Here is a 25,267-nt window from a genome sequence, read left to right as displayed (position 1 = left end):
AGTACGCGCTCCAAACGGTACTGTCGTGGATCGTACGGTCAGCCGAACGATGGGAAACGAGTACGAACACGACGTTCGGCGGTGCTTACACGACCGTTCTCGAAAGCGGATAAATTCCGGATCCGAAACGTCCCGCGCTTGGCTAGCACATGCATGTGACTCGAGGTAGCACAGTCCCGGTATGCTCGACGAGCACTCACCCGAGACAATCGGCCGGCTGGCCGCGAAACACGGTCTCTCGCTGGACGAGGAGTCGTGCCGCCAAGCCCTCGAGACCGTCCGGGGGCTCGCGACACGGCTGAACGACGCAGAACGGAGGTATTTTTCGTGAGAGGTGTCTCGAGTCGACCATGCACTTCGACCACGCGGGCATCGCTACCGACGATGCCACGGCACTGGCCGACCTGTTCACCGACCTCTTCGGCCTCGAGGTCGCCCACGAAGAGGAGTTCGACGGGATGCGCGTCGTCTTCCTCGACTGTGGCAACGGCTACTTCGAACTGCTCGAGCCCCTCGAGGACGGCACGATCGCCCGCTACCTCGAGTCGAACGGGCCGGGCATCCACCACCTCGCGCTCGCCACCGACGACGTCGACGCCGCCCTCGAGCGGGCGCGCGAACTGGGCATCGACCTCGTCGACGAGGAAGGACGCCCCGGCGCGTGGGGCCACACCGTCGCCTTCTTACACCCGAAGTCGACCGGCGGGATCTTACTCGAGTTCGTCGAGCACTGACCGTCAGCGGTCAAGCGCCGTACAGGGCGCCGCCGTCGACCGTGCTTCCGTCCGCACGCCACCGTCACTGATCGTCACGACCGTCAGCGAACAGCCGCCGTCGGCGCTGCCAGTCTCCGTCCGGGCCATCGCGCCGTCGGATTCGACGACGACCGATACGGGAGCTGGGTCGGCGACGGCGATCTCGAGGTACTCGTCCGGCGGCAGCGCCTCGCTTCGCTCGAGGTCGCCGTCGTCGGCGCTGACGGCGAGCGCGATCGATCGCTCGTCGTCGGCCGCGTTTCGGACGAAGACGACGTGATCGGGCGCTCGATCGGGGCGCTCGTCGACGTCGCCGACCAGGTATCGCTCGAACGGCTCGTCGGCGTCCGTCTCGAACGGCGGCTCGATCTCGACGCCGGATTCGGCCGATTCGTCGGTATCCGTCTCGGAATCGTTCGCGTCGTCCGGATCGGCGTCGGCTCGAGTGGCGTGTTCTGCGGCGGTGCCGATGCACCCGGCGAGCCCGCCGGCCGCGACGGTCGCTCCGAGCCCCGCGAGGAAGTCACGTCGCTGCATACCCGCTCCGACGGGAGCATGCGGTAAACGCCTTTTTCAGGCCGCGTTGACGGTCTCTCTCGGCGGAGTGTCAGCCGGCGCCATCAACCGCCCACCGGTGGGTTCGGACCGAAGTGATACAAGCGCCGATCAGCGTCCGCGGATGCGGTGGCAGCCCACCAAAAGACTTATTGACAGACATCAGATGGGTTTCGGCATGTCCCTGCGAATCGCCCTGCAACTCATCGGCCTCCTTTTCGTCGTCTTCCTGGTAGGGGGGTGGATCCTCGCGATGGGGCCAATCGGATGGGTGGTGTTCGGAACGATGCTCGCCGTCGGGTTCGTCCAGGTCTATCGCCAACGGCGTCGACGTCACGAAGTCCTCGACGCGTACTGTGCAAACTGCGGGTCGGAGGTCGACGTCGACGCCTACGAGACCGAGCGAACGGACCAGGACGAGTGGCGGGCCAACTACTGCACCCATTGCGGCGCGCCGGTCACGGCACGTCCCGAGGCCGGCTCGAGTTCCCCGAGGCGGAGAAACTGCCCGGACTGTGGTGCACCGAACGACCCGGCGGCGCGGACGTGTACCTACTGTAACACCGGACTGAGCGAGCCGCCGTCGACTCGAAGGTCGTGACGAGGGCACCAGCCGATTACCGATCCCGATCGACGGGTTCCCCTGGGTCGGTCGTCGCGCCGGCCTCGAGTCGCAGCCCCGGCGTCAGACTCGTGTTGATCCCCGTCTTGACGCCGTCGCCGGCGACGACGCCGAACTTGCGTCGGCCGGTCGAGACGCGCTCGCCCTTGACGGTGAACTGCACGGACGCGTCGTCGTGGCGTAAGTTCGCGACCGTCGTTCCCGCACCGAAGTTGACGTCCCGGCCCAGGATGCTGTCGCCGACGTACGAGAGGTGACCGACCGTCGCGCCCGCCGAGAGAACGCTGTTTTTCACCTCGACGGCGTGACCAATTTTCGCCCCCTCGTCGACCAGCGTCGCGCCCCTGACGTAGGCGTTCGGCCCGACGGTCGCCCCCGAACGGATCAGCGCCGGTCCCTCGATCACGACGCCCGACTTGATCGTGGCCCCTTCCTCGACGACGACGGTCCCCTCGAGCGTCGCGTCCTCGCTCACGTCGCCGTCGATCCGTCGCTCGAGTTCGCCGAGTTTCCACTCGTTGGCCTCGAGCAACTCCCACGGCCGGCCGACGTCGAGCCAGCGCTCGAAGGTGATCGGGGAGACGGCGTACTCCTCGATCACGCGGGCGACGACGTCGGTGATCTCGTGCTCGCCGCGCTCGCTGGCGGGCACCTCGAGCCAGTCGCGCGCCTCGGCGGGGAAGGCGTAGGCGCCGGCGTTGGCGAGGTTCGTCGGCGGGTCGGCTGGCTTCTCGACGACGTCAGTGACCGTTCCGTCGGCGGTACTGAGCACGCCGTAATTACTGGGCTCGTCGACCTCGATCGCACAGATGGCCGGACACTCGGCGAACAGCCGCGCGATGGCGTCCGGATCGTAGAGGTTGTCGCCGTTGAGCACGACGAACGGCCCCTCGAGGTGCTCGCTGGCGACGTTCACCGCATGGGCAGTCCCGGCCTGTTCGTCCTGGACGGCGTAGGAAACCGGGACGCCCCGATACACTTCGCCGAAGTACTCGCGAACGGCTTCGGCTTCGTAGCCGATCACGAGGACGATTTCGGACGCACCGGCGTCGACGGCTGCGTCGACGGTGTGAGCGACCAGCGGTCGATCGGAAACGGGGAGCATCGGCTTCGGGAGAGCCGTAGACAGCGGTCGAATGCGCGTACCTTCACCTGCGGCGAGCACGACGGCCTTCATTGCTACCGGTCGATATCCTGGCTGGTCGGATAAATATACGGATGGTACGGCAAGCGGCGTTGTCGTGTTCGCCTCTCGCGTACCGCCGCCAGCTCTCCCCGCTCGATTTCGGGCCTCCTGTCGAGCGACGAAATCCGACGACGCTTCTGTCGGCTCGAGGCCGACGATGCCGACCGATCGTGCACCGACGGGTCGACCGCCCGACGAACGTCCCCGTCGCGCCGACAGAAACGACCGCCTGTCGTCGCTCGAGGGGCGTGAAATCACTCGTTACTGTATCGAAATCCTGAATTTCTACCGGACGTGACTGTGATCGAGGAGTCGAACGTGTGGGCTCTCGTTCGGCCATAACGTCGCGTTCCCGTCGCGGGCGAACGGTGTTATGCAGCCTATAGTAAATAGTGTACTGTGGCAATCCGTTGACGATGTCGACGGAACCAACCGACGCGAAGTGGACGCCGATGACGTCCCGCCAGCAAACGAGTTCGCCCCGCTGTGTGACCTGCGGGAACCAGGTCACCCGACAGTTCGCGCGCGTCTTCGGAGACAACCGCGACGTCGTTCACGCCTGCCCCGAGTGTTCGACCTACCGTGAAATGAAGACCTCCGATTTCATCCCCGAAGACGCTCGATAACTCGTTCTTCTCGGCCCTCCACTGCCAGCCAGCCGATCCCGGTACGGCTTTTCGGGACCACTTACGCCGTTTCGGTCACCAGTTCGCGCGCCTCCTCGAACAGCGCCGCGGCGCGAGCCTCGTCCCGTGCCTCGGCCGTGACGCGCACGAGCGGCTGGGTCCCGCTCGCCCGGAGCAGGAACCAGCCGTCGCCGGCGTCGACGCGCACGCCGTCTAAGGTGTCGACGTCGTCGTACCGCTCCCCGACGTCCTCGCGAACCCGATTCATCACGCCGGCCTTGTCCTCGAGTTCGATCGACGTGCGGCGGATGGGGTAGGTCTCGACCGTCGCGACGAGCGACGAGAGCGGCCCCCGGTCGGCGACGAGTTCGACGAGCTTGCACGCGGCGAGCGGGCCGTCGGGGCAGAGCGTTTCGTCCGGCCAGATCCAGGCGCCGCTTGGCTCCCCGCCGAAGACGACGTCCTCGCGGGTGGCGCGCTCGGCGACGTAGACGTCGCCTACCCGCGTCCGCGTGAGCGACGCGCCGACTGCGGCCAGCGCGTCGTCGACGGCGAGGCTCGTGTCGACGGGGGCGGCCACCCGGTCGCCGTCGCCCGCGGCCTCCCGGGCGAACAGCGCGAGCAGGACGTCCTTCGGGACGAACGTCCCCGTCTCGTCGACGGCCACCATCCGGTCCGCGTCGCCGTCGTGAGCAACCCCCACGTCGGCGTCCGTCCCCTCGAGGACGGTCGCGAGCGTCTCGAGCGTCTCCGCCGTGGGCTCGCTCGGCCGACCGGGAAATCGGCCGTCGGGCTGGCCGTTCAGCGTCCTGACCTCACAGCCGAGGTCGTGCAGAACGCGAGCGGTGATCGATCCGGCGCCGTTGCCGACGTCGACGACGACGCTCAGGGGCTCCTCGATCGACACCGCCTCGCGAAGTGCGGCCTCGTGGTGGGTCCGTGCCCCGTCCCGTCGGCGACGCGACCCGAGGGCGTCCCACGGCTGTAGGTCGTAGTCGCCCTCCCGCACGCGTGCTGAGATCGACTCGCGCTGATCGGGTCCGAACGCCTTCCCCGAGGGATTCCAGAGCTTGATCCCGTTGTCGGCGGGCGGGTTGTGCGAGGCCGTGACGACGACGCCGGCGTCGGCCTCGACGTACTCGACGGCGCGGGCGACCGTCGGCGTCGCCTCGACGCCGATCTCGAGGACGTCCGCGCCACACTCTCTGAGCCCGGCGGTGAGTGCGTCGGTCAGCAGCGCGCCGCTCTCTCGGACGTCGCGACCGACGACGACGCGCTCGTAGCCGTCGGAGGCGACTGCGCGGCCGACCGACAGCGCGAGTTCGCCGGTGACCTCACGCCCCACCGGACCACGGATACCGCTCGTTCCAAACATACGCGACACTCACCACGGCAGGAGGGTTAGTATGTGTGGATTATCGTCGCCTCACGGAAGCGCACGGGGTTGCTCGAGGAGCCGCAATCGGCGACATCTCAGCGCCGAGAGCGGTAGACACACCCTATCTTTCTGAACGATCTATGCCGTACTTATGCACGCAACGCCAAGCTGGCGGTGGAAGCATGTGCGCGACACGAACCGACTCGGGAGTCGCCGACTCCGACGCGGAGACGGGGATCGAGGCCCTCTCCCCGAGTGCCAAACTCGTCTACACGGTCCTCGAGCACGAGGGCGAGATGACCCAGGAAGAGATCGCACGCGAGTCGCGCCTCTGCTCGCGAACCGTCAGGTACGCCGTAGGAGTTCTCGAAGAACACGGGCTGGTGAGCAGTCGCGTCAGCCTCGAGGACGCCCGGCGGTCGATCTACCGCATCGCCGAGTGACGCCTCACCTGAGCTTTCGGTAGCGGTCGATCAGCACGTCGAGGCCGAACGCGCCCGACGTGATCGTGTAGTGGGTCTCGAGTCGGGGGTTGAACTTCGCCTTGTAGCGGTTGATGCTCGGGACGCCCGCGCCGACGAGGTCGTAGCGCTCGAGGCCGGCTCGCAGGCCGTCGCGCATGACGTACCAGTCGAGCAGATCGTTGATCGAGAGGTCGACGTCGGCATCGGGTTTGACCCCGCCTTGCCACCGATACCGCGTGGTGGACGACTCGACGACTACGATGCCGCCGAGGAACTCGCCGTCGACGCGACAGACGTACGGTCGAATGCTCCCGGCGGGGAGGGCGTCGTACAGCGATCGGGCGAACGCCTGGCTCATGTGGAAGGGACGGTCCTGACTCGCATAGCGCGCCTGCACCTGTTCGACGATGCGTTCGACGTCGTCGCCGTCGCCCTCTTCGACGACGTACGCCTCCTCGGCGGCGTTGCGGACGTTGCTCCGGGCGTCGCTGCTGAACCGCTTCAAAAGCTCGTCTTCCGTCCCCTCGAGGTCGACGACGTAGGTGTACCCCGGCGTGACCTCGTAGTCGTTCCAGGTGAACGGCCGGACGTCGTCGAACTCGGCGGCGACGAACTTCGTGTAGACGGGCGAGAGTTCCGCGTCGATCCACTCGAGACAGCCCTCGAGAAAGCGTCGAGTACGGCGGTCGGCCTTGCGCTGTTTGAGTTTGTCGACGTTCAACAGCGTCGGGCCGAGATAGACCGACCACGAGTACGGCGCGGGCGAGAACGCACCCGTGATCGGGCCCTTGTGGTACTCGAAGACGGGAAAGAGCCCGACCGCTTCCTGTCCTTTAAAACCCGCCAGCAGGTGCGGCGTCGTGTCGGTGTCGTCGGCCTGGATCGCGAGGGCCTCCGCCCGGTAGAAGGGGTTGGTTCGCTCGCCGCGCTCGACGTATCGGTTCCACTCCTCGCGATCGGCGTCGAGGTCGAGGGCGGAGATCTCGATACTCATTTTAGAGGTACCCCAGGTCCGAGAGGCGATCCTCGACGACGGCGTCGTCGGTCGCGACCGTTCGGCCGGGTTCGTAGGACGGGTACGCTCGCCGCTCGCTCGGCTCCACGAGCGGGAGCGGGTCGCCGTCCATCGCCGCGTCGATCGGCACCCCGAACAGCGAACAGATCGTCGGCGCGACGTCGAAGATCGTCGCCCCCGTGAGCGTCGCGTCTTCGTTCACGTCGCTCCCGGTCGCGGCGACGACGCCCGTCCGTTTGTGGTTCCAGGGCTCGACCGGCTCGCCGAATCGCTCGCCGGCTAGCTCCGCGACGATCGCGTTGTCGAACGCCGCAGGCACCGTCACGACGTCGGGTGCAGCCTCGAGTTCCGGCCCCTCGAAGTACCGCTCGCGCGGGGCGACGTCCTCGAAAAAGGGCTCGCCGTCGGGCGTCCGAACCGCCGAGAGCGTCTCGATCAGCTCGGCGCGGAACGCGTCGTACTCCTCGGGCGACACCTGGCCGTCGGGCTCGCGTCCCTCGAGGTTGATGCGGACGCCGAGTTCGCTCTTCGAGCGGACGTACGCCTTCGACTCGGGGAAGTCGACTTGCTCTGCGGCCGCCCGGATCACGTCGTTCGGCACCCGCCGACCGATCGGCTCTTTCAGTCCGACGAGGTCGAGCGCCGCCGCGACCCGCTGCGTCGTGATCCCGACTTTCGCCGCAGCCTCCATCGCCCGCTCGAGCGCCGACGGCTCGTGCTCACCGGCGTCCTCGCCCTCGACGAGGTCGTTCTCCCAGGCCCGCGACCAGGTGGGCATTCCCTCGCCGCCGCTTTTCGCCTCGAGATAGCCCGCCTCGCGGAAGAGCTCGTTCACCCGGAGCTCGTGGCCCTCGACGGGACCGATGCCGTGGTCGCTGACGACGAGAACGTTCTCGGGCTCGAACGCCTCGAGCGTTGCCTCGAGTTCGCGGTCGACCGCACGATAAACGGCCTCGACCGCCTCCTCGTCGCCGGGCCGTTCGTGGAACACCGAGTCGGTCTGCTGGAACTGGACGAAGCCAAACTGGGGCGAGAAGCGCTCGAGCAGGTACCGGAACGCCTCCCCCCGCAGTTCGATCGTCCGCTCGTAGCCCTCAATCGAGTGCTCGGGTTCGGGACCGCTCTGCGGGTAGACGCGATAGCCGCCACAGGCGGCGTTCACCTCCTCGAGGAGCCCCTCGGGGTGACACTCGGGTTCCTCGGGGGCAGTCATGCCCGGAATCAACGCCCCATCGAACTCCCGCGGTGGGTGCGTGACGGGGACGTTCACGACGACGCTCGTGATGCCGTGGTCGCTGAGCAGTTCCCAGACGGGTCGTTCGCGCACGTGCGTCGCGTTCACGACGTCCCAGTCGTAGCCGTCGAACGTCAGAAAGTCGTAGACGCCGTGTTTTCCGGGGTTCTTCCCCGTGTAGATCGACGGCCAGGCACTCGCCGTCCACGGAGGGATCTGCGACTCGAGTGGGCCGCTCGCGCCGCGGTCGAACAGCCGACACAGCGTCGGGATTTCGCCGGCCTCGAACAGCGGCTGGAGAACGGGGAGACAGCCGGCGTCGAGACCGACGACGAGGAGCCTGCGGTCGCCGTCGGAGTCGGTCATGGGTGAAGGGTCCACCGTTGTCCGCTTTGTTATTCGATATCCACAGCCGGATAAGCGACGCCTTCGTTTTCGACACTGTTTCGATCTCGTCGTGATCGACCGGCCCGTAATGGCTGCCTGTTCGATCGCTCGAGTCGGTAACCACCACATCACTAAGGGCTGATCGTTCATACGGACGGTCATGTCCGGACCGTCTACGACTGGCAGCCGCCGCTTATCGGATCGATGATCGGCGGGACGGCCACCCTCCTGACCCGCTCGGTGCTCGATTCGCGGCCGGAACCGCGGGGACTCGAGCCGTTCGTCGCGGCGTACACCGACCGGTATCGGTTCTACGGCTCCGGGAAGGCCGCCCTCCGGGACGGGCTCGCGACGATCGCCGAACCGGGCGAGAACGTGCTCGTCCCCGCCTACCTCCCCGATGCCGTCGTCGAACCGATCCGCGACCTCGAGCTCGAGGCCCGGTTCTACGCAGTGACCGACCGGCTCGCTCCCGACCACACTGACCTCGACGGTCGGATCGACGACGACACGGTCGCCGTGACCTCAGTCAACTACTTCGGATTCCCCCAGCCCGGACTCGACGAGCTCGCGGCGATCGCCGACGACTGGGGCTGTTATCACGTCGACGACAACGCCCACGCCGCCTGCTCCGTCGACGAGGGCACGCTTCTAGGGACTCGAGGCGACCTCGGACTGACGAGTCTCCACAAGCTCTTTCCGGTGCCGAACGGCGCACTTCTCTACCTCACCAACCCGGCCGTCGAGGACGCGTTCGAGCCGTCCCGGTTCACCGGCACGAACGACCGCATCGGTGTCGACGACTACCGATACCTCCTCAAGTCGGTCGCGACCGACGTCCTCGAGACCCACCCGGCCGTCGACGCCCTGGTCTCGAGGGGCGACGGCGAGCCGACGTCGACCCCCGACGGCCGCTACGAGGCGTCGAAGGTCCGCATGTCGAAACTCGCCGTCCAGATTCTCGAGACCGTCGACCCGGCCGCCGTTCGACGAACGCGGCGGGGACAGTACCGGGCCTGGCAGCGCGCCCTCGAGCGTCGCGGCGACGTCCGACCGCTGTTCGCCGAGCTGCCGGACGGGATCTGCCCCCAGGTGTGTCCCGTCTACGCCGACGACCCGCGCACGTTCCTCGCTGCCCTCGAGCGCGCCGGCGTCGACGACGCCTACACCTGGCCCCGCTTGCCGGGCGACGTGCTCGAGGACCCCGCCTACGCGACCGCGAGGCACCTCTCGCGACACGTCGTTGCCCTGCCGGTTCACCGGGCTCTCGGACGCGAGACGATCGAGGCGGTGACTCGAGGACGGTGACCGTCCCGCTTACCGTCCCCCGGCAAAGCGGAGCTCTTCCTGGACGAGATCGGCCGCGTTGCGGATCGCGCCGACAGAGGAGAGGTAGCCGGCACCGACGGTCGTCTTGAGGGCGGTGGCGGCCCGGCCGGTGAGGACCGCGGGGCCGAGCTGGGCGACGGCGTCGTTGCCCACGCTCACGAGCCAGCCCGGCGAGTCGAACGTGTAGCTCTCGAGTCGCGGTTCGAAGACGCCACCCTCGCGGTCGTACTCGACGAGTCGCGAGACGTTCTCGGCGACGGTTCGCGCCTGCCGGACCGCCGTCTGGGCGCTCGCGGGGACGGGCTCGCCGTTCGCGTCGACCACGCGCGCGGCGTCTCCCAGCGCGAACGTCCGGTCAGTCAGCCGAAGGTCGCCTCTGACGGACGGACGCGCGCCCTCGAGCGCGTCGGGACCGCGGATGCCGCCGGTCCAGACGAAGACGTCCGCGGGGAGCTGTTCGTCCCCCTCGAGGACGACGCTCGCCTCGTCGGCGTCAGTCACCGTCGTTCCCGTCCGGACGACGACGCCGGCGTTCTCGAGTGCGCGCCGAACCGCCCGCCTGAAGTTCGACGGGAAGTTCGGCGCCACGTCGTCGAACTGCTCGAGGAGCGTCACCTGCGCCGTCGCCCCCTCTTCGCGGGCGAGTTCGGCGAGTTCGCCCGCTACCTGGACTCCGGAGAGGCCGGCGCCGCCGACGACGAGCCGCGGGTCGGACCGACCGAACGCCTCGAGGGCAGCCGACCGAATCCGGGCGGCGTGCTCGAGGCGTTTGAGCGCGATGGCGTGTTCGCGGACGCCCTCGAGGCCGTAGAAGGCCGTCTCGGCGCCGATACAGATTGCCCCGACGTCGTAGGAGAGCGAACCATCCGAGAGGAAGACCGTCCGCTCGTCGGTGTCGACGTCCTCGACGCGGGCGACCCGAACCGTCGCGCGATCGACCGCGTCGGTCAGCGACACTGTGATGTCGTCGGCCAGCCCCGGCCGGCGGATCACCCGGTGGAGTTCGTGCTGGACCAGGTGATCGGGCGACTCGTCGACGAGCGTGAGCGCGACGTCGTCGGGGAGATCGCGCTCGAGCAGCCGCGTGAGCGTCAGTCCGGCGTATCCCGCTCCGAGGACCACGACGTGCATGGCCGGGAGTTCGGACTCGAGCGGCAAAGAAGTGCGTGCCGACGCAGTGAGGGTGCCGCGATCAGAGGTAGCCGAGGTCCGCGAGCCGCTCCGCCGTCGAGGCACGCATCGCGACGTCCCCCGTGTGTGTCGCTTCCTCGAGCCCCGCGAACTGCTCGGCGAGCCGCTCGCCGAGCCGGGCCGCCGTCTCCGGCTCCTCGGTCGCGAGATCGGTTCGCTCGAGCGGGTCGGTCGTGACGCGGTGGAGGCGTTCGAAGCCATCGTCGCCGGTCACGTACTTGTACTCCGTCGTTCGGATCGCCCTCAACTTCCGATCGAACGCGTAGACGCGCTCGGGCAGGTCGCCGAAGCGATCCTCGAGTCGCTCGATCGCGGGCTGAGGGGAGACGTACTCCGCGAAGACGGCGTCGCGGGGCTCGTGGCTCGCGGCCGGGTGCAGCGACCGGCCGCGGCTCTGCTCGCGCAGCTCGGGGTCCTCGATGTCGACCGCGTCGAGGAGCGTCTCCGGGAGGTCGAGCAGCTGGACGAGCTCCGTCCGTCGGCCGCCGCCGGTAAACGGGCCGCCGTGACAGACGAGCGGGACGTGCAATAGCGTGTCGTAGAGGTTGTACTGGTGGCCGAAAAAGCCGTGCTCGCCGACATTCTCGCCGTGGTCGCCACAGACGACGAGTACGGTATTCTCCCACTGGCCGTGCTCCTCGAGTGCGCGCCGGAGTCGCCCGAGCTGGTCGTCGACGTAGGCGAGTTCGCCCCGGTAGAGCGCCCGGAGGAGCCGGAAGTCACGCTCGTCGAGCTCGTAGTCTCCACAGTCGTAGGCGCGTGGGTCCTGTCTGATCGCCCTGGCTTCCTCGTAGCTCGCGTCGTCGGGGAGGAAGCGCTCGGCGTGCGCCCGCGGCGGATCGTACTCGACGTGGGGCTCGAGGTAGTTACAGAACAGGAAGAAGGGGCTGTCGTCGTCGCGCTCGCCCAGCCAGTCGACGATCCAGTCGGTCGCCCGGGCGGCCCCGTCGTCGCCCTGTGGCTGGATCAGCTCGCTGTAGAGTAAGTTGGCCACGTTGACGAACGGGTTCCCCTCGAAGAGCCGGTCGCGCAGCGCCTCGAGCTTCCAGCCGAGGTGTTCGGCCCGGACGACGGTTCCCATGTCGACGTCGGACTGGAGGTACTGCCAGCCCCGACGAAGCTCGTCGAAGCCGCGGTCGTAGCCGAACTCCTCGGTGATCCAGGTGTTGTTCGAGACGCCGATCGTCTCGTAGCCCGCGTCGGCGAACGCCTCCGCGACGGTCCGAACCGAGTCGTCGAGGTAGGTGTGACCGCCGTGAGCGCCGTGTTCTGACGTGTACGTGCCGGTGAACAGCGACGCGTGAGAGGGCAGCGTCCACGGCGCCGTGGCGAACGCCCGTTCGAACGCCGTCCCCTCCTCGGCCAGCGCCGACAGCGTCGGCATCGTTCGCTCGCTCACGCTCCTCGCTCGAGCGGTGTCGAGCACGACGAGGACGACGTTCTGCACGGGTTCATGTGACTCTCGCTCACGCCCGTTGGACTCGCTCATGTCGTCTGCACGTCCACCCCTCCCGGAGAAGATCACCCGCCCGGAGTATGCAGGGCATTCACCATATTCTCCACCCCAGGCTGGCAAATTCGACGTCACTGATGGTTCAACGAATAGTATAACAGGCCGCCGCCCCTGCATCGAGCCGATGCGAGCGTTCCGGGTCGCCTACGACGGCACGCCGTACTACGGCTACCAGCGCCAGCCCGACGTCCCGACCGTCGAGGACGCGATCTTCGACGGTCTGCGTGATCTCGAGGTACTGGCGGCGGACGCGGGAAAACCCGCGGGGTACGCCGCCGCCGGCCGAACCGACGCGGGCGTCTCCGCGACCTGCCAGACGATCACCCTCGAGGCCCCCGACTGGCTCACCCCGCGGGCGGCAAGCGCCGCGCTCCCGCCGTCGATCCAGGTGTGGGCGAGCGCCGAGGCGCCCGACGATTTCCACGCGACTCATCACGCCGTTCGTCGAACGTACATCTATCACCTCTACGCGCCGCCCGCGGACGAGGCGACGGCGTTCGCCGACGGTATCGACGACGACCGCTTCGCTGCCGCCCTCGAGTCACTCTCCGGCCCCGCCGACTTCCACAACTTCACGCCCGACGACCACAACACCGAGCGCGACCCCGACCTCTCGGCGACGCGCGACGGCGACTATCTCGTGGTGACCGTCACCGCCGGGGGCTTCGCGCGCGAACTCGTTCGGCGACTCGTCTCGCTCGCCCACGCGATCGGCGTCGGCGACGAACCGCTCGAGAAGGTCGACCGCGCGCTCTCGCCCGACCCGCTGCCCGGTCACGAGGGAATCGCGCCCGCCCCGCCCGAGCCACTCGTGCTCACCCACGTCGAGTACCCCGGCCTCACCTTCGCGGTCGACGAGGTGGCCGTCTCGAGCGCCCGGGAACTGTTCGAGGCCGACCGCCTCGAGCGACGGACGGGGGCGCGGATCTCGCGGATGCTTCGGGACGGCCTCCGGGAGTGAACTCGAGGGCGTTCGAGAGTGAAAACGTTTTGACGACGGGGTGCACACCTCGGCGCATGGAACTGTCTCCCGAAGAGTACGGCGCCTACTGGGGCGGGGCGGTCCGCATCGCCGTGGGTGTCCTCGTCGTCTTCTTCGGCTATCGCTTTGCCACCCCGTTGCTCGCCATCTCGGAGTTCGGCGCGACTGCTCTCGGGGTCGTCCTCTTCGCCGGCATCGTCGTCGCCGGCTGTTTCATCGCCGTCCTCGGCCTCGCCCGAGTCGTTCGGGCCGCGGTCGACGCGGAGTTACGAACGTGAGCCGTCAGTCCATCGACTCGAGTGCTTCGACGACCCGCTTGAGCACCTTCCGCTCGGCCCGGCGGACGTTCTTCGAGACGGCCGTATCGGAGACGTCGAACTCGTTGGCGAGCATCTGGAGGGTGGCGCCGCGGGGCTGGTCGAAGTAGCCCTTCCGGGCGGCGACCTCGAGCGTCTCGCGTTCGACCTCGGAAAGGATTCGACAGCCCTCGAGCAGGCGGGTCGCGGCGTCAGCGTTGTCGAGTAAGTCGAACATGTCGTCGAGTTCGAACGCGTCGCGGGACTCGACGGTGAACTCGTTGTTGCGCTCGAGGTCGGCGAGCGCGTCGTTCGCGCTCCGGTCCTCGTCGAAGCCGATCTCCCAGCGCTCGCGGCCGTCTTCGATGTAGAACGGGCCGGTGACGTAGCCCCCGTTGTCCCGAATCACGCGCATGGCGTTCGTCTCCTCGATCGTCGTCCGGATGAGGGCCGTCTCGTCTCGCTTTTTGAAGAGCTCACACTGGCGCATGTTCGAGTGCGCCTGCAACGTCGAGAGCCCCGATTCGAGACCCTCCCGGTCCGTGCCCTCGACGATCATTCGCGTCTCGAGTTGTCGGGCTCGCCCGTCGAAGTGCCACTGGACGGCTCGAAAGGAGACGTCGTGATCGTCCGTCGTATCGATGAACGGACAATCGTACTGCTCCATGTCCATCGTGAGGTCGATCATGGTGTGTTATTGCAAACCAACCAACATAGCTGTTTGGCAATTATTGTGAGAGTCGACCCTGGATACACAACGTCGCTCATGGGTCTATCCCGCCGAACCGGTCTTCGATGGCGGCACGATCGATCTTCGAGGGGCCGCTTTCCGGCATTTCGTCGACGAACGCGAGGTACTTCGGGATCTTGAACCGGGCGAGTCGCTCGTCGAGGAACGCCTCGAGCGCGGTGAGTGTCAGTACGTCCCGCTCGTCGCCGTCGCTTGCGCCGGCTTCCCATCCGGTTGCGAGTTCGACCACGGCTTTGCCGACGGTTCCCCACTGCTCGTCGGGAACGGGGACGACGATCACTTCTGCGACGGCCGGGTGATCTGCGATCTCGTCTTCGACCTCCGGGGGATAGACGTTCTCGCCGCCGCTGATGAACATGTTCTTCTTGCGTCCCTCGATGTGATAGAAGCCGTCGTCGTCGACCCTGGCGAGGTCACCAGTCGAGACCCACCCGGCGGCGGATCTCTCGTCGTCCGCGCTCACGTCCGGCTCGCTGTCGCCCTCGGTCCCGTCGCCGAACGTCTCCGCCGTCGCCTCGGGGTTGCGCCAGTAGCCGTCGGCCGCGTGGGGGCCCGTCAGTTCGAGTTCGCCGATCTCGCCGGACTCGAGTTCGGTTCCGTCGTCGTCGACGATCCGTGCGTCGGCGTGGAGCACCGGCTTGCCGACGCTCGCGACCTTGGCAGGATCGTACTCGTCCGGCATGGCGAAGTTGTTCGGTCCGATCTCGGTGAGGCCGTAGCCCTGAGAGAAGTCGACGCCGCGGTCACGCCAGGCGCGGACGATCGCGTCCCGACAGGGGCCGCCGCCGCTCTTGACGAACCGCAGGCTCGAGAGATCTGCTCGCTCCCACTCCTCGTGGGTAGCCATCGCCCGCAGCACGGCCGGCACCGCGACGAGCACGGTCGCCCCGCGGCGCTCGACCTGCTCGAGGATGCGGTCGGGTTCGACCTCGCGGTCGATGACCAGCGTCCCGCCCACGTTGAACATCGGGAGCGTGAGCACGTTCCAGCCGCCGGTGTGGAAGACCGGGAACACCATCGGCGTGACGTCGTCCGGGCGCAGCCCCCACGCCGTGATCGTGTTGAACGAGTTCCAGTAGATCGAGCCGTGTGTGATCGTCGTCTCCTTCGGCGTTCCCGTCGAACCGCCGGTGTGCAAGAGGAGGTGTGGGTCCTCGAGCGACCGCGGCCGCTTCTCGACGGGCGAGTCGTCGGCGGAGACGGCGTCGGCGTACGTCGGCCAGCCGCCGGCAGGGTCGGCCGTCTCGAGTTCGAGCACCGCCGGCTCGACGTCGGCCCGGGCGATCGCGTGCTCGACGCGTTCGACGTGTGGCGACTCGATGATCAGCAGCCGGGGGTCGACGAGGTCGAGCAACGCGGCGAGTTCCGGCGGCGCGAGGCGGTAGGACAGCGGCGCGAGCACGCCGCCGGTCTTCCCGGTCGCGAAGAAGAGATCGAACGCCTCGGCTCGATTTCGTGAGACCAACGCGACGCGTTCGCCCTCGGCGACGCCGTATTCCTCGAGCAGTCGGGCCGTCCGGTTCGCCCGTCGCTCGAGGTCGCCGTAGCTGTACCGCTGCCCGGCCGTCTCGTCGATCACGGCCGTCCGGTCCGGCGAGAGCGACGCCCGTCGGGCGCTCCAGTCGCCGACCCAGTCGTACTCGGGGGCTCCCCAGTTCATACTGCCTCCAGCGGACGGCCAGACAGAAAGTGCAGGAGGTGGTCGTTCACCCACGAGGCGCTCTCGATGAAACACAGGTGGTGGCCGCCCTCGAGAAGCTCGAGGCGGGCGTTCGGGAGCGCCTCGGCGAGCAGTCGGGTGTTCTCGACCGGGACCACCCGGTCGGCCGTGCCGTGGAGGAGCAGCGTCGGGGTCTCGAGGCCCCCGAGTTCGTCGCTCGCGTCGAACGCCTGGACGGCCGCCCCTTGCGCCGCTCGTGCCGCCTCGCTCGCGTCCATCTCGAGGCGCCAGTCGACGATCCGCTCGAGGAGGTCCGGGCACTCCTCGTAGAAGGCGTCCGAAACCGCCGGGGCCATCCGGTGACGGATCGTCTCCCGTTCGTCGGCGTCCTCGGGAACGGCGAACATTCGATCCAGGGTCTCCTCGGGAACCGGAACCGCATCTGGTCCGCCGGGAGTCGTACACAGTAGGGAGAGCGTCGCGGCCCGGTCGTACTCGAGGGCGTACCGCTGGGCGATCATCCCACCCATGCTCGCACCGACGACGTGTGCCCGGTCGACGCCGATGTCGGCGAGCACGGCCTCGAGGTCGGCGGCCATGTCGCGGATCGTGTACGGGCCGTCGGGTGCATCGGAGTCGCCGGTTCCTCGGTTGTCCGGCACGATCACGCGGTAGGCGTCCGAGAGCGCCTCACGTTGCCAGCGCCACATCCACTTCCCGTAGCCGAGTCCTTCGACGAGGGCGACGGGCTCGCCGTGCGCTGGCCCGTCGACTTCGTACTGAAGGGCGACGTCGCCATTGATCACTGTTGGCATACTCCATCTATGCACAGTTCGGATGAAGTACTTCCTCGTTTGGATATCAACCCTCGGCGAAGGCTGCCGAGGAACCCTCTCGAATCGAGAGCCGCCGCGGCTCGGTCGGGACCGAGAAGGGATTAAGTACCCCCGGTGAGAGTTGGAGGTATGGTCACGTTCCTCTCCGGGGGCACGGGAACGCCGAAACTGTTAGATGGCGCTGGGGCTGCGTTTTCACCGGAGGAGATTACCATCGTCGCGAACACTGGCGACGACATCGAACTGGGTGGGCTGTTCGTCTCGCCGGACGTCGATACCGTTCTCTTCCAGGGTGGTGGCGTCCTCGACCGCGAACAGTGGTGGGGAATCGACGGCGACACCCACCGAACGCACGACGCGCTGATGGACATCGCCGAAGCGGCGGATCTCCCCGAGGGGCCGCGATACCTCCCCGAGGATCAGCAGACGGAGGGGCGCGAGATTTCGCGCTGGCGTCGGTTCTCCGGCGTCGCCGAGTTCATGACGATCGGTGACCGCGACCGCGCGGTCCACCTCACCCGGACGAGCCTCCTCGACGAGGGCAAGCCGCTGAGCGAGGTGACGGCCATCCTCGCGGACGCGTTCGGATTGCCGGTCGACCTCCTGCCGATGAGCGACGACCCCGTCGCCAGTCTCCTCCACACCGACCGCGGCGTGATGCACTTCCAGGAGTACTGGGTCGGTCGTGGGGGTGAACCCGCCGTCGACCAGGTCGAGTTCCGCGGCTCCTCGCAGGCAGAACCCGCACCAGGAGTGCTCGAGGCGCTCGCCGACACCGTCGTGATCGGTCCGTCGAACCCGGTGACGAGCATCGGCCCGATGCTCGCACTCCCCGGCGTCGGCGCGGAACTCGCCCGGACGAACGTCGTCGCGGTTTCGCCGTTCGTCGGCGACGAACCCTTCTCGGGCCCCGTAAGCGATCTCATGGGGGCCGTCGGCGCGGAGCCGAGTACCGCGGGACTCGCCACCGCCTATCCCTTCGCGGACGCGTTCGTCATCGACGAGGAAGACGAGACGGAGTTCGATCGGCCGACCGTCCGGACCGACATCTCCATCGACGACAGCGAGGACGCCGCCCGCGTCGTCGAGGCCATCGAGGACGCGATCGACCTGATCGACTGACCGATGCCATCGACGTCTTTCTCACCTCCACTCGCGCTGGCGAGCCTCAGCGGGCAGTCGGACGCGTCGTGGGCCCGCGACGGCGCCACGTACGCTGGCTCGGCGTTTCTCGGCGGCATCGCCCTCGACGCCGAAGCTCGCACCGCTGCCCGTCGGCTGGTCGCCCGCGGCCGCGACGAATTTCTCCCACCCGATCCCCTCGCGTTCGTCGACCAACAGCTCGCCGCCCTCGAAGACGTCCCGATTCGGCCGGGGTTCAACGTCCGCGCCACGACGGCCGAGCCAATTCGGGAGGCCGCCGAGATCTGTCGGCGACGGGACGCGCTCCTCGAGATCAACGCCCACTGCCGACAGGACGAACTCTGTACCGTCGGCTGTGGCGAGTCGCTCCTGCGGGACGGCCCGCGACTGTGTCGGTACGTCAACACTGCGGCCGCGACGGGCGCGACCGTCGGGGTAAAAGTGCGGGCGGAGGTCCCCGGCGTCGACCTCCCCGCCCTCGCTCGTGGCCTCGAGGCCGCGGGCGCGTCGTTCGTCCACGTCGACGCGATGGATTCAGAATCCGTGATCGCCGACGTCGCCGACGCGACCGAGCTGTTCGTGATCGCCAACAACGGCGTTCGCGACGAGGCGACCGTCCGCGAGTACGCCGCCTACGGCGCGGACGCCGTGAGCGTCGGCCGCCCGAGCGACGATCCAGTGACTCTCGGTCGGGTTCGTGGGGCCGTCGACCGCCACCTCACACCCGGCGTTCGCTCGGTGTGATCCCGTTGCGGCCGATTGGCAATTCAAAACCCCTTTTAGCTGTGCAGTCGGAGGTCGGATATGTTACTCACCGTCTCCGGCCCGCCGGGTAGCGGGAAGAGCACCACGGCGGCGTTGCTCGCCGACCGGTTCGACGTAGAGCACGTCAGTGGCGGCGACATCTTCCGCCAACTCGCCGACGAGCGCGGCTACACCCCACTCGAGTTCAACAAGCTGGCCGAGGAGAACGACGAGATCGACCGCGACCTCGACCGGCGGCTGCGCGAGATCGCGATCCGCGAGGACGACCTCGTCCTCGAGTCGCGGCTCGCCGGCTGGCTCGCGGGCGACCAGGCTGACTTCCGGTTCTGGCTCGATGCCCCCGCCTCGGTCCGTGGCGAGCGGATCGCCGAACGCGAGGAGAAAGACCCCATTCGGGCGACCGAGGAGACCCGGGCCCGCGAGGCGAGCGAGGTCCAGCGCTACGAGGAGTACTACGGCATCGACATCCGCGACCTGACGATCTACGACCTCTCGGTGAACACCGCTCGCTGGGAGCCCGACGCCGTCCTCGACATGTTCGTCACGGCCGTCGAGGAGTACGACCCCGACGGCGACGAGGGCAAGACTCCCGTCACGATCGACTACGAGTTCTGATGGTGCTCCGTGGCCCACCCGACGACCGATCGCCGGCCGACCTCCTCAGCTTCGGCGTCGTCAACCTCGACAAACCGCCGGGGCCCTCCTCGCATCAGGTCAGCGGCTGGCTCCGCGATTCGGTCGCCGACGCCCTCGAGTCGGCTGACGCCGAGCCGATCGACCGGGCCGCCCACGCGGGAACGCTCGACCCCAAGGTGACGGGCTGTCTCCCGGTCATGCTCGGCGACGCGACCCGACTCGCTCCCGCCTTCCTCGAGGGCGAAAAAGAGTACGTCGCCGTCCTCGAGTGTCACGGCCCGGTCCCGACGGACGTCGCGGCCGTCGCCGCCGAGTTCGAGGGCGAGGTCTACCAGAAACCCCCACGAAAGAGTGCCGTCTCCCGCCGGCTCCGGACCCGCGAGATCCACGACCTCGAGGTACTCGAGACGACCGACCGGAAGGCCCTGTTGCGGATCCGCTGTGAGAGTGGTACCTACGTCCGCAAGCTCTGTCACGACCTCGGACTGGCGCTCGGCACGGGCGCACACATGGGCGACCTCCGACGAACCGCCACCGAGCCGTTCGACGACCGCGACCTCCACGCCGCCACCGACTTACTCGACGCCCTCGCCTACTGGCTCGAGGACGACGACCCCACGCGCCTCTACGAGGTGGTCGACCCCGGCGAACGGATCCTCGAGGAACTCCCGGACGTGACGATCGCCGAGAGCGCAGCCAGGGAGGTCGCGAACGGCGCCCCCGTCTACGCGCCGGGCGTGCTCGAGGTCCCCGCCGTCGATCGGGGCTCGCTCGTCGCCTGCTACACCCCCGACGGCGCGGCCGTCTGCCTGGGTCGGCTCGTCGGCGATCCAGAGGCGGAGACGGGGACGGTGGTGGATCTCGAGCGAGTACTCGTCTAGTACTCCGCCAAGCGTCGGCTGGTCGAACCGGCTTTCGGCGACGGATTCGACTCTGCAGAGCAAGCTTGGCAAAGCGCTAGAGCGGTCAGGACAGGAGAGGCAGTTACCGCAGGCGGATTCCTCCCACGACTAAAGTCGTGGGCTTCCTCCTTGCACCTCTGTGACCGCCAGCAGTCTCGTTACCTGTCAAAATCGGTCCGCAGAATACAGCGGTTGGATGCAGCAAATCGACTTCGCTTGGTCCGAGTGATCTGCGTCGAATTGGCAGTCCTGTCACTCACCGACTGGGTTTTGTGTAGCCTCTGCAGATCCGTCATCAGTTGCAACTATGTGACTAATCCACATTGTAAACCATCGGGTGAGAAGCCACATGTCCGAAACAATAGATACGGATGAAGACAAAGAGATAGCGACAGTGACGTCCGCCGATGGGACTGAAATCGTGTACGAGCGGTCGGGAAGTGGGCTACCGTCCGTCCTCGTTCACGGGTCCGTCGTCGATCGCGAGATCTGGGAACTCAGCGACGTCCGTTCGACGTTCGCGGAACACACCACGGTCCACGCCATGGACCGACGGTATCACGGCGACAGCAGGTCCCCTGACGAGTACAGTGGGAAACCAGAACCACAGTTCGACGACGTGGTCGCGGTCGTCGAGTCGATCGACGACCCAGTGACGCTCATCGGCCATTCCTATGGCGCGCTCGTTGCACTGGGTGCGGCCCCGCGAATCGACAATCTACGGAGTGTGATCCTCTACGAGCCTCCCATCGTCTCCGACGAGGCTGTAGCCCGCATAGCTGAGACGAGCGAAGAGATGATGGCTTTGTTAGAAGCGGGGCAGAACGAGCAGGCGCTCACACTCTTCCTCGACGACGTTGCCCAATTCGCGCCGGACGAACTCGACGCGATTCGCTCGGCACCGATATGGGACCGGTACGTGGAGACGTTCCATCAAACACTCTTGCCCGAGTTAGAAGCGGGTGCGGACAAGCGAGAGCGGGATCTCACACCGTTCGAAGACCTCTCTACGCCGACGTTACTTCCCGTCGGGAGTGAGAGCGGGTGGCTCAAAGAGAGTGCTGAGGAACTCCACGACACGTTACCGAACAGTCGACTCGCTACCTTCGATGGGCATGGGCACGCAGCGCATCTCGTCGCACCAGACCGCTTTACCGACGAGGTGCTGTCCTTCATCAGCGACGTGGACTAAGCGGTGATTTCCACCCACACTACTTCTGTGGTGCATTCGGGTCTTCCGAAAAGCCATAGGTGAAACAAATCCGCCACATTGGATACGACCCCGTATTCAGCACGCTGTTTTTGAGAGATAGCGCCGCTATAGCGAACGCGAACATGATCGACAGTTGTTACAAGGTACCCTCCACCACTCGAGCGCCCGTCCAGCTCACTCACAGCGCCGTCGAGATCATGACGAGGTTGATGACGACGGCCACCAGCCACGGAACGGCGAGCCCCGCGGGGACGACGAGCTGAAACTCCCGTGGCAACAGCGGCCGGCAGCAGAGCGCGACGCCAACGGCGAACGCTTTCAACACGAGCATCCCGACGAGTCCCCAGCCGTTTATCGCTGCCCGGGCGATCGGGTTCGACTCGGCTAACCCGAGGTGTAACCCGACGAACGTCGTCACCACGTCGCCGACCAGCGCGACGGCGACGACGATCCAGAGCGTCCACTCGAGGTCGCCCATCGCCTCGAGTTCCTGGTCGACCCGCTGGTACCAGTGTCCGCGATTCGCGTCGAGACCCATACGCTCCCGACCGGGGTCGAACCGGTCGCCGTCCACAGGGGAGTGGTGGCGTGTGCCACCGCACCACGGCGTACCGGAACCGGTCCCATTGTTATGGTAGCCGTAGACGCCCCTGTCTGACCGTAACACGGTCGTTACCGATCGACGACCGGACGGTAAGAGCCCCGTACCGTCGCGGTTCGTCCCGTGGGACCGACTCGCGTCGTCGGTGAGCCGGAGCCGTCGTGAGCGTTCTCCCACAGAACTATGCCGACGAGCCGACTACTATGCTGGTACCATGTCTCGAGACCTGCAGACCGACCAGGAGCCGTTGAAAGCCGAGTACGAGGAGAACCCAGCGGCGGCGACGATCACGCTGACGGCGACGGGCGAACAACAGGACGACGTCCGCTCCTGTAGCGTCGACATCGGGCGGGCGATCTACGAGGCCGAACTCCACGAGGGCGCAGCCGGCCCGGGAACGGGCGCCTGCTCGGGCGATCTGCTGCTCGGCTCGCTGGCGGCGTGTGCACAGCTCACCGCACAGGCGGTCGCCGACGCCTTCGGCGTGGACGCCGAGATCGAAACCGACGTCAGCGGCGATCTCGACCTCCGAGGCACGCTCGGTATCGACGCGGACGTCCCGGTCGGCTTCGAGGAGATCGAACTCGAGTACACCGTCCACGGCGAGCTCGAGGCGGAGACGGCGGACGCCCTCGAGCGGTACGCAGAACGATACTGCGTCGTGTACCAGACGCTGGTCGGTGGCGTCGACGTCGAGACGACGTGGACGTTCGACGGGCAGTAACGGCGGCTCGTCGTGGCGTCGCTCTCGTTCGGTTTCGGAACTCTCGAGCGGTGTGGGGAACGCAGCCCGAAATCCGGTGGCGTGTGACACCGGAGAGGGGTGATGAGGGTGGAGAGAGGCGGGAACCAGGGGGGCAGCGCCGGTACCGACGTCGACGACTGCCTCCGATCCGGACGTCAGTGTCCCCGTGGTCACCTGCACGGAGACACACGTGTCTGGGAGAGACGACGCTACCAGTGCTCAGGTTCATTCGTCCAGTCATTAAGTCAGTTCGTCGGTCCCCTCCGTCGGTCTGGGTCGTCTCCCGGAGCGACGGCCGACGGCGAAGTCGATGCAGGTGCTGTCAGATCGGATTACAGAATCGTCCGGTCGGATACAGCGAGCTGGTATCGTCGTATCGCATCACTCATCTTATACGTTGGCTGATAGCTGGCTCGGGCGCTCGACTCGAGTCCGAGAGAACGGGCGCGGGCGTCTCGATGTAGTGGTGGCACGCAGGCGACGGCGGTACGAGGCCCATTATCAATGGCGTGAAATGCAAGCCGAATCGTCTTTCACCCTGGTGCCGTCAACCAGAGTACCTCGACTGGATCCATCGTCGGTATCCCTCTCGAGACGGACGGCTGAGCGACGGTCTCGATCGCGATTCACATGTCTTCATCCGACGACTCGACGCCTTTCACAACCCTCGGCGATAGCGTCCCGACCGGACGAAGTCGGCGGGAATTCCTTCGAGCGGCGGCACTGTCGGGCTGTGCACTCGGATCCGCCCGACTCCTCGGCGTCGGTGACGTCCTCGGTGCCGACGGAGAGCAGACCGTCACGACCGCCCTGGTTCGAGCCGATCGAAACGATCCGTGGTCGATCGAGAGGCGAACGAAGACGGTCCCAGCCGAGTGGCACGCGTCGGTCACGAAAGCGTTCGAGCTGAACGAACTCCTCTCTCGGACCCGCATCGCCGGCTATCTCGGCAGTTCGGTCGTCCCGGGTGACTACCAGTCGGGTGGCGCCGAAATCACGGTACAGGTTACTACCTCCGGCGCCGACCGCGCGATCGATACCCTCGAGACGCTCATCGACGGCGTCACCTACGACGTAGAGGCGATCGAACGGCTCGAGGAACTCGACGATGGGATCAGATCAGACGACGTGGAGCCCAGACTCCTCGATTCGGTGGCTGGCGGCCGGATCCCCGGTGGCGTCGGCTGCGAGGCAGGAACCAGCGTGGCGACGCTCGCGCCGGGTCTCTACGAGCCGACCGACGGACAGGTGTACTTCACGACCGCGTACCACGCCTACCCCGGGGTCGCCGATCCCGAGGGTGAACCGCTCGTCCTTCCGATGACAGACGGCGGCCGGTCGACGATCGGTCGAGTTCGTCACAGCTACCGAACCGAAGACGTCGTCACCGTCGAACCGGTTCCCGGCTACGTTCCCGACAGCACCATCTCCGGGCCGCGTGACTTGCAGGTCTACGGTCAGCTCACCCGGTGGGGGCTGGCGGATCTCGTCGCCCGCGGTGAATCGCTCGAGAAGGTCGGGGCGATGACGGGACACACGACGGGCGATATTCAGGGGATCGACGCGTTCACCTGTCTCACCGAGGAGTTCTGCCGACGCGGTCAGCTCCGGTGGGGTGACGAGCGGGATATGACCGACGGCGACAGCGGCTCGGTAAGCTACTACGACGACCCCGAGCTACCGGACGACGGCGTTCTCGTCGCCGGGTTCAACAACGCTCGGACGTGGTGGCCGGGACAGAACTACATCTGGGGAACGGCCGCCTACCAGCTGACCGATACACACGGCTACCACTTCTAACGATGAGCCACGCACGCACGCTCCGATCGGTCGCAACGAACGCCTGGCGAGTCCTCGCCGACGTCGCCGCGATCGGTCTCTGGACCGTGCTGGTGACGCTCCTCGCGTTGACCGCCAGCTGGTCCTGGCTCCAGTTTTACACCCTGTTGCTCCTCGGCGTCGGCTGTTACGTCGTGGTGACTACAGCCTGGTGAGGACGTCGGCGAAACGCCAACACGATTGTGGTGAACGGGATCCGCCGCGAAGGGCGACCGGGCGTCAGCGTCGGTACGAGTGTCCGACGTAGAGGGCGAGGAGGTTCAACGCGAGCAACCCGAGAAACGTGAGCGTCTCGGCCGAGTCCGACAGTCCCGTCGCGAGCAGTGGCACGTACAGAAACGGTAACACGATCGCCGTCCAGAAGCTCGCAACGCGGACGGGTTTTGCGAGTGTCGGTGACACTCGTTCGAGCATTCTGCCGTCCGATTCGCGGGCGTTCGACGGCCCATCGCGGGTCGATGACGTCCGACGGTCGTGAGTCGCAGGGGGGCTGGCCATGGGTATACCTGTAACGTGTCATAGTAACCGACGACCGTCACATATACTCCCCCGAGCGTTTCGAGGGATTTCCGACGATTCACTCGAATAATCGATTCTCAAGACGAGTCTACGACGGTTCGAACGCGCTCGAGACGATTTACGA

General features: G+C 66.9%; 28 protein-coding genes. 16 read left to right on the top strand and 12 right to left on the bottom strand.

Annotated features, from left to right (window positions below; genetic code table 11):
- The first annotated feature begins 181 nt into the window (after positions 1-181).
- Together NMQ09_RS10500 and mce are read left to right on the top strand one after the other, a co-directional pair.
- On the top strand, positions 182-331 hold the full coding sequence (locus tag NMQ09_RS10500; protein WP_255194533.1) for a hypothetical protein: 150 nt from the start codon (positions 182-184) through the stop codon (positions 329-331).
- Between the two features lie 19 nt (positions 332-350).
- On the top strand, positions 351-734 hold the full coding sequence (mce, locus tag NMQ09_RS10495; RefSeq protein WP_255194532.1) for a methylmalonyl-CoA epimerase: 384 nt from the start codon (positions 351-353) through the stop codon (positions 732-734).
- 3 nt (positions 735-737) lie between these two features.
- On the opposite strand, the gene NMQ09_RS10490 is transcribed toward mce, so the two are convergent.
- Positions 738-1,292 (bottom strand): twin-arginine translocation signal domain-containing protein, encoded by a 555-nt coding sequence (locus tag NMQ09_RS10490; RefSeq protein WP_255194531.1) that lies wholly within the window; start codon positions 1,290-1,292, stop codon positions 738-740.
- Positions 1,293-1,488: 196 nt separating this feature from the next.
- On the opposite strand from NMQ09_RS10490, the gene NMQ09_RS10485 reads away from it, so the two are divergent.
- The gene (locus tag NMQ09_RS10485) at positions 1,489-1,911 is read left to right on the top strand and encodes a zinc ribbon domain-containing protein (protein ID WP_255194530.1); all 423 of its coding nucleotides are present in this window, start codon (positions 1,489-1,491) and stop codon (positions 1,909-1,911) included.
- Positions 1,912-1,927: 16 nt separating this feature from the next.
- On the opposite strand, the gene glmU is transcribed toward NMQ09_RS10485, so the two are convergent.
- Entirely contained in the window at positions 1,928-3,109 is a 1,182-nt protein-coding gene (glmU, locus tag NMQ09_RS10480; RefSeq protein ID WP_255194529.1) for a bifunctional sugar-1-phosphate nucleotidylyltransferase/acetyltransferase, read from the bottom strand.
- Positions 3,110-3,534: 425 nt separating this feature from the next.
- Between glmU and NMQ09_RS10475 the strand changes: the two genes are divergently transcribed.
- Positions 3,535-3,744, top strand: a complete 210-nt coding sequence (locus tag NMQ09_RS10475) for a DUF7563 family protein (RefSeq protein ID WP_255194528.1) — start codon at positions 3,535-3,537, stop codon at positions 3,742-3,744.
- Between the two features lie 61 nt (positions 3,745-3,805).
- On the opposite strand, the gene glmM is transcribed toward NMQ09_RS10475, so the two are convergent.
- Complete coding sequence (gene glmM, locus NMQ09_RS10470) at positions 3,806-5,119, bottom strand: phosphoglucosamine mutase (protein WP_255194527.1); 1,314 nt, start codon at positions 5,117-5,119, stop codon at positions 3,806-3,808.
- A gap of 185 nt (positions 5,120-5,304) precedes the next feature.
- Between glmM and NMQ09_RS10465 the strand changes: the two genes are divergently transcribed.
- On the top strand, positions 5,305-5,565 hold the full coding sequence (locus NMQ09_RS10465) for a MarR family transcriptional regulator (protein WP_255194526.1): 261 nt from the start codon (positions 5,305-5,307) through the stop codon (positions 5,563-5,565).
- 4 nt (positions 5,566-5,569) lie between these two features.
- Here NMQ09_RS10465 and NMQ09_RS10460 read toward each other — a convergent pair whose 3' ends face one another.
- Positions 5,570-6,580 (bottom strand): lipid II:glycine glycyltransferase FemX, encoded by a 1,011-nt coding sequence (locus NMQ09_RS10460; protein ID WP_255194525.1) that lies wholly within the window; start codon positions 6,578-6,580, stop codon positions 5,570-5,572.
- A gap of 1 nt (position 6,581) precedes the next feature.
- Complete coding sequence (locus tag NMQ09_RS10455; RefSeq protein ID WP_255194524.1) at positions 6,582-8,201, bottom strand: alkaline phosphatase family protein; 1,620 nt, start codon at positions 8,199-8,201, stop codon at positions 6,582-6,584.
- Positions 8,202-8,426: 225 nt separating this feature from the next.
- Between NMQ09_RS10455 and NMQ09_RS10450 the strand changes: the two genes are divergently transcribed.
- The gene (locus NMQ09_RS10450) at positions 8,427-9,530 is read left to right on the top strand and encodes a DegT/DnrJ/EryC1/StrS family aminotransferase (protein ID WP_255194523.1); all 1,104 of its coding nucleotides are present in this window, start codon (positions 8,427-8,429) and stop codon (positions 9,528-9,530) included.
- A 9-nt stretch (positions 9,531-9,539) separates the two neighbouring features.
- Here NMQ09_RS10450 and NMQ09_RS10445 read toward each other — a convergent pair whose 3' ends face one another.
- Positions 9,540-10,682 carry an NAD(P)/FAD-dependent oxidoreductase gene (locus tag NMQ09_RS10445; RefSeq protein WP_255194522.1) on the bottom strand — a complete coding sequence of 381 codons (1,143 nt, stop codon included), beginning with the start codon at positions 10,680-10,682 and terminating at the stop codon, positions 9,540-9,542.
- A 61-nt stretch (positions 10,683-10,743) separates the two neighbouring features.
- Complete coding sequence (locus NMQ09_RS10440; protein WP_255194521.1) at positions 10,744-12,231, bottom strand: sulfatase; 1,488 nt, start codon at positions 12,229-12,231, stop codon at positions 10,744-10,746.
- A gap of 148 nt (positions 12,232-12,379) precedes the next feature.
- On the opposite strand from NMQ09_RS10440, the gene truA reads away from it, so the two are divergent.
- Positions 12,380-13,216: a tRNA pseudouridine(38-40) synthase TruA gene (truA, locus tag NMQ09_RS10435; RefSeq protein WP_255194520.1), complete on the top strand. Its 837-nt coding sequence runs from the start codon at positions 12,380-12,382 to the stop codon at positions 13,214-13,216.
- A 56-nt stretch (positions 13,217-13,272) separates the two neighbouring features.
- Positions 13,273-13,515 (top strand): hypothetical protein, encoded by a 243-nt coding sequence (locus tag NMQ09_RS10430; protein ID WP_255194519.1) that lies wholly within the window; start codon positions 13,273-13,275, stop codon positions 13,513-13,515.
- Between the two features lie 4 nt (positions 13,516-13,519).
- On the opposite strand, the gene NMQ09_RS10425 is transcribed toward NMQ09_RS10430, so the two are convergent.
- The 3 genes from NMQ09_RS10425 to NMQ09_RS10415 form a co-directional block, all read right to left on the bottom strand.
- Positions 13,520-14,221 carry a helix-turn-helix domain-containing protein gene (locus NMQ09_RS10425; RefSeq protein WP_255194518.1) on the bottom strand — a complete coding sequence of 234 codons (702 nt, stop codon included), beginning with the start codon at positions 14,219-14,221 and terminating at the stop codon, positions 13,520-13,522.
- A gap of 76 nt (positions 14,222-14,297) precedes the next feature.
- A complete protein-coding gene (locus NMQ09_RS10420; protein ID WP_255194517.1) occupies positions 14,298-15,944 on the bottom strand; it encodes an AMP-binding protein in 1,647 nt (548 codons plus the stop codon).
- Complete coding sequence (locus NMQ09_RS10415) at positions 15,941-16,759, bottom strand: alpha/beta fold hydrolase (protein WP_255194516.1); 819 nt, start codon at positions 16,757-16,759, stop codon at positions 15,941-15,943. The genes NMQ09_RS10420 and NMQ09_RS10415 overlap by 4 nt, the downstream gene beginning before the upstream one ends.
- Positions 16,760-16,909: 150 nt before the next feature.
- Between NMQ09_RS10415 and cofD the strand changes: the two genes are divergently transcribed.
- From cofD to NMQ09_RS10390, 5 genes are all read left to right on the top strand, one after another.
- Entirely contained in the window at positions 16,910-17,902 is a 993-nt protein-coding gene (gene cofD / locus NMQ09_RS10410) for a 2-phospho-L-lactate transferase (protein WP_255194515.1), read from the top strand.
- A gap of 3 nt (positions 17,903-17,905) precedes the next feature.
- The gene (locus tag NMQ09_RS10405) at positions 17,906-18,667 is read left to right on the top strand and encodes a beta/alpha barrel domain-containing protein (RefSeq protein WP_255194514.1); all 762 of its coding nucleotides are present in this window, start codon (positions 17,906-17,908) and stop codon (positions 18,665-18,667) included.
- 60 nt (positions 18,668-18,727) lie between these two features.
- Positions 18,728-19,303 carry a (d)CMP kinase gene (gene cmk, locus NMQ09_RS10400; protein ID WP_255194513.1) on the top strand — a complete coding sequence of 192 codons (576 nt, stop codon included), beginning with the start codon at positions 18,728-18,730 and terminating at the stop codon, positions 19,301-19,303.
- Complete coding sequence (locus tag NMQ09_RS10395; protein ID WP_255194512.1) at positions 19,303-20,205, top strand: RNA-guided pseudouridylation complex pseudouridine synthase subunit Cbf5; 903 nt, start codon at positions 19,303-19,305, stop codon at positions 20,203-20,205. Before cmk ends, NMQ09_RS10395 begins: the two co-directional genes overlap by 1 nt.
- A 370-nt stretch (positions 20,206-20,575) precedes the next feature.
- Positions 20,576-21,418, top strand: coding sequence for an alpha/beta fold hydrolase (locus NMQ09_RS10390; protein ID WP_255194511.1), 843 nt, complete (start codon positions 20,576-20,578; stop codon positions 21,416-21,418).
- 199 nt (positions 21,419-21,617) lie between these two features.
- Here the strand turns inward: NMQ09_RS10390 and NMQ09_RS10385 are convergent, their stop codons facing one another.
- A complete protein-coding gene (locus tag NMQ09_RS10385; RefSeq protein ID WP_255194582.1) occupies positions 21,618-21,917 on the bottom strand; it encodes a DUF5658 family protein in 300 nt (99 codons plus the stop codon).
- 337 nt (positions 21,918-22,254) lie between these two features.
- Here NMQ09_RS10385 and NMQ09_RS10380 point away from each other — a divergent pair, with 337 nt between their 5' ends.
- From NMQ09_RS10380 to NMQ09_RS10370, 3 genes are all read left to right on the top strand, one after another.
- Positions 22,255-22,764, top strand: coding sequence for an OsmC family protein (locus NMQ09_RS10380; RefSeq protein WP_255194510.1), 510 nt, complete (start codon positions 22,255-22,257; stop codon positions 22,762-22,764).
- 651 nt (positions 22,765-23,415) lie between these two features.
- Positions 23,416-24,585 carry a hypothetical protein gene (locus NMQ09_RS10375; RefSeq protein ID WP_255194509.1) on the top strand — a complete coding sequence of 390 codons (1,170 nt, stop codon included), beginning with the start codon at positions 23,416-23,418 and terminating at the stop codon, positions 24,583-24,585.
- A 2-nt stretch (positions 24,586-24,587) separates the two neighbouring features.
- Positions 24,588-24,779, top strand: a complete 192-nt coding sequence (locus NMQ09_RS10370) for a DUF8119 family protein (protein WP_255194508.1) — start codon at positions 24,588-24,590, stop codon at positions 24,777-24,779.
- Positions 24,780-24,843: 64 nt separating this feature from the next.
- On the opposite strand, the gene NMQ09_RS10365 is transcribed toward NMQ09_RS10370, so the two are convergent.
- Positions 24,844-25,122: a DUF8028 family protein gene (locus tag NMQ09_RS10365; RefSeq protein WP_255194507.1), complete on the bottom strand. Its 279-nt coding sequence runs from the start codon at positions 25,120-25,122 to the stop codon at positions 24,844-24,846.
- Positions 25,123-25,267 lie beyond the last annotated feature (145 nt).

The sequence above is a fragment of the Natronobeatus ordinarius genome, assembly GCF_024362485.1.
GTDB lineage: Archaea > Halobacteriota > Halobacteria > Halobacteriales > Natrialbaceae > Natronobeatus > Natronobeatus ordinarius.
Note: the sequence above shows the minus strand (reverse complement) of the source record. Positions and strands in the feature narration are given on the sequence as shown.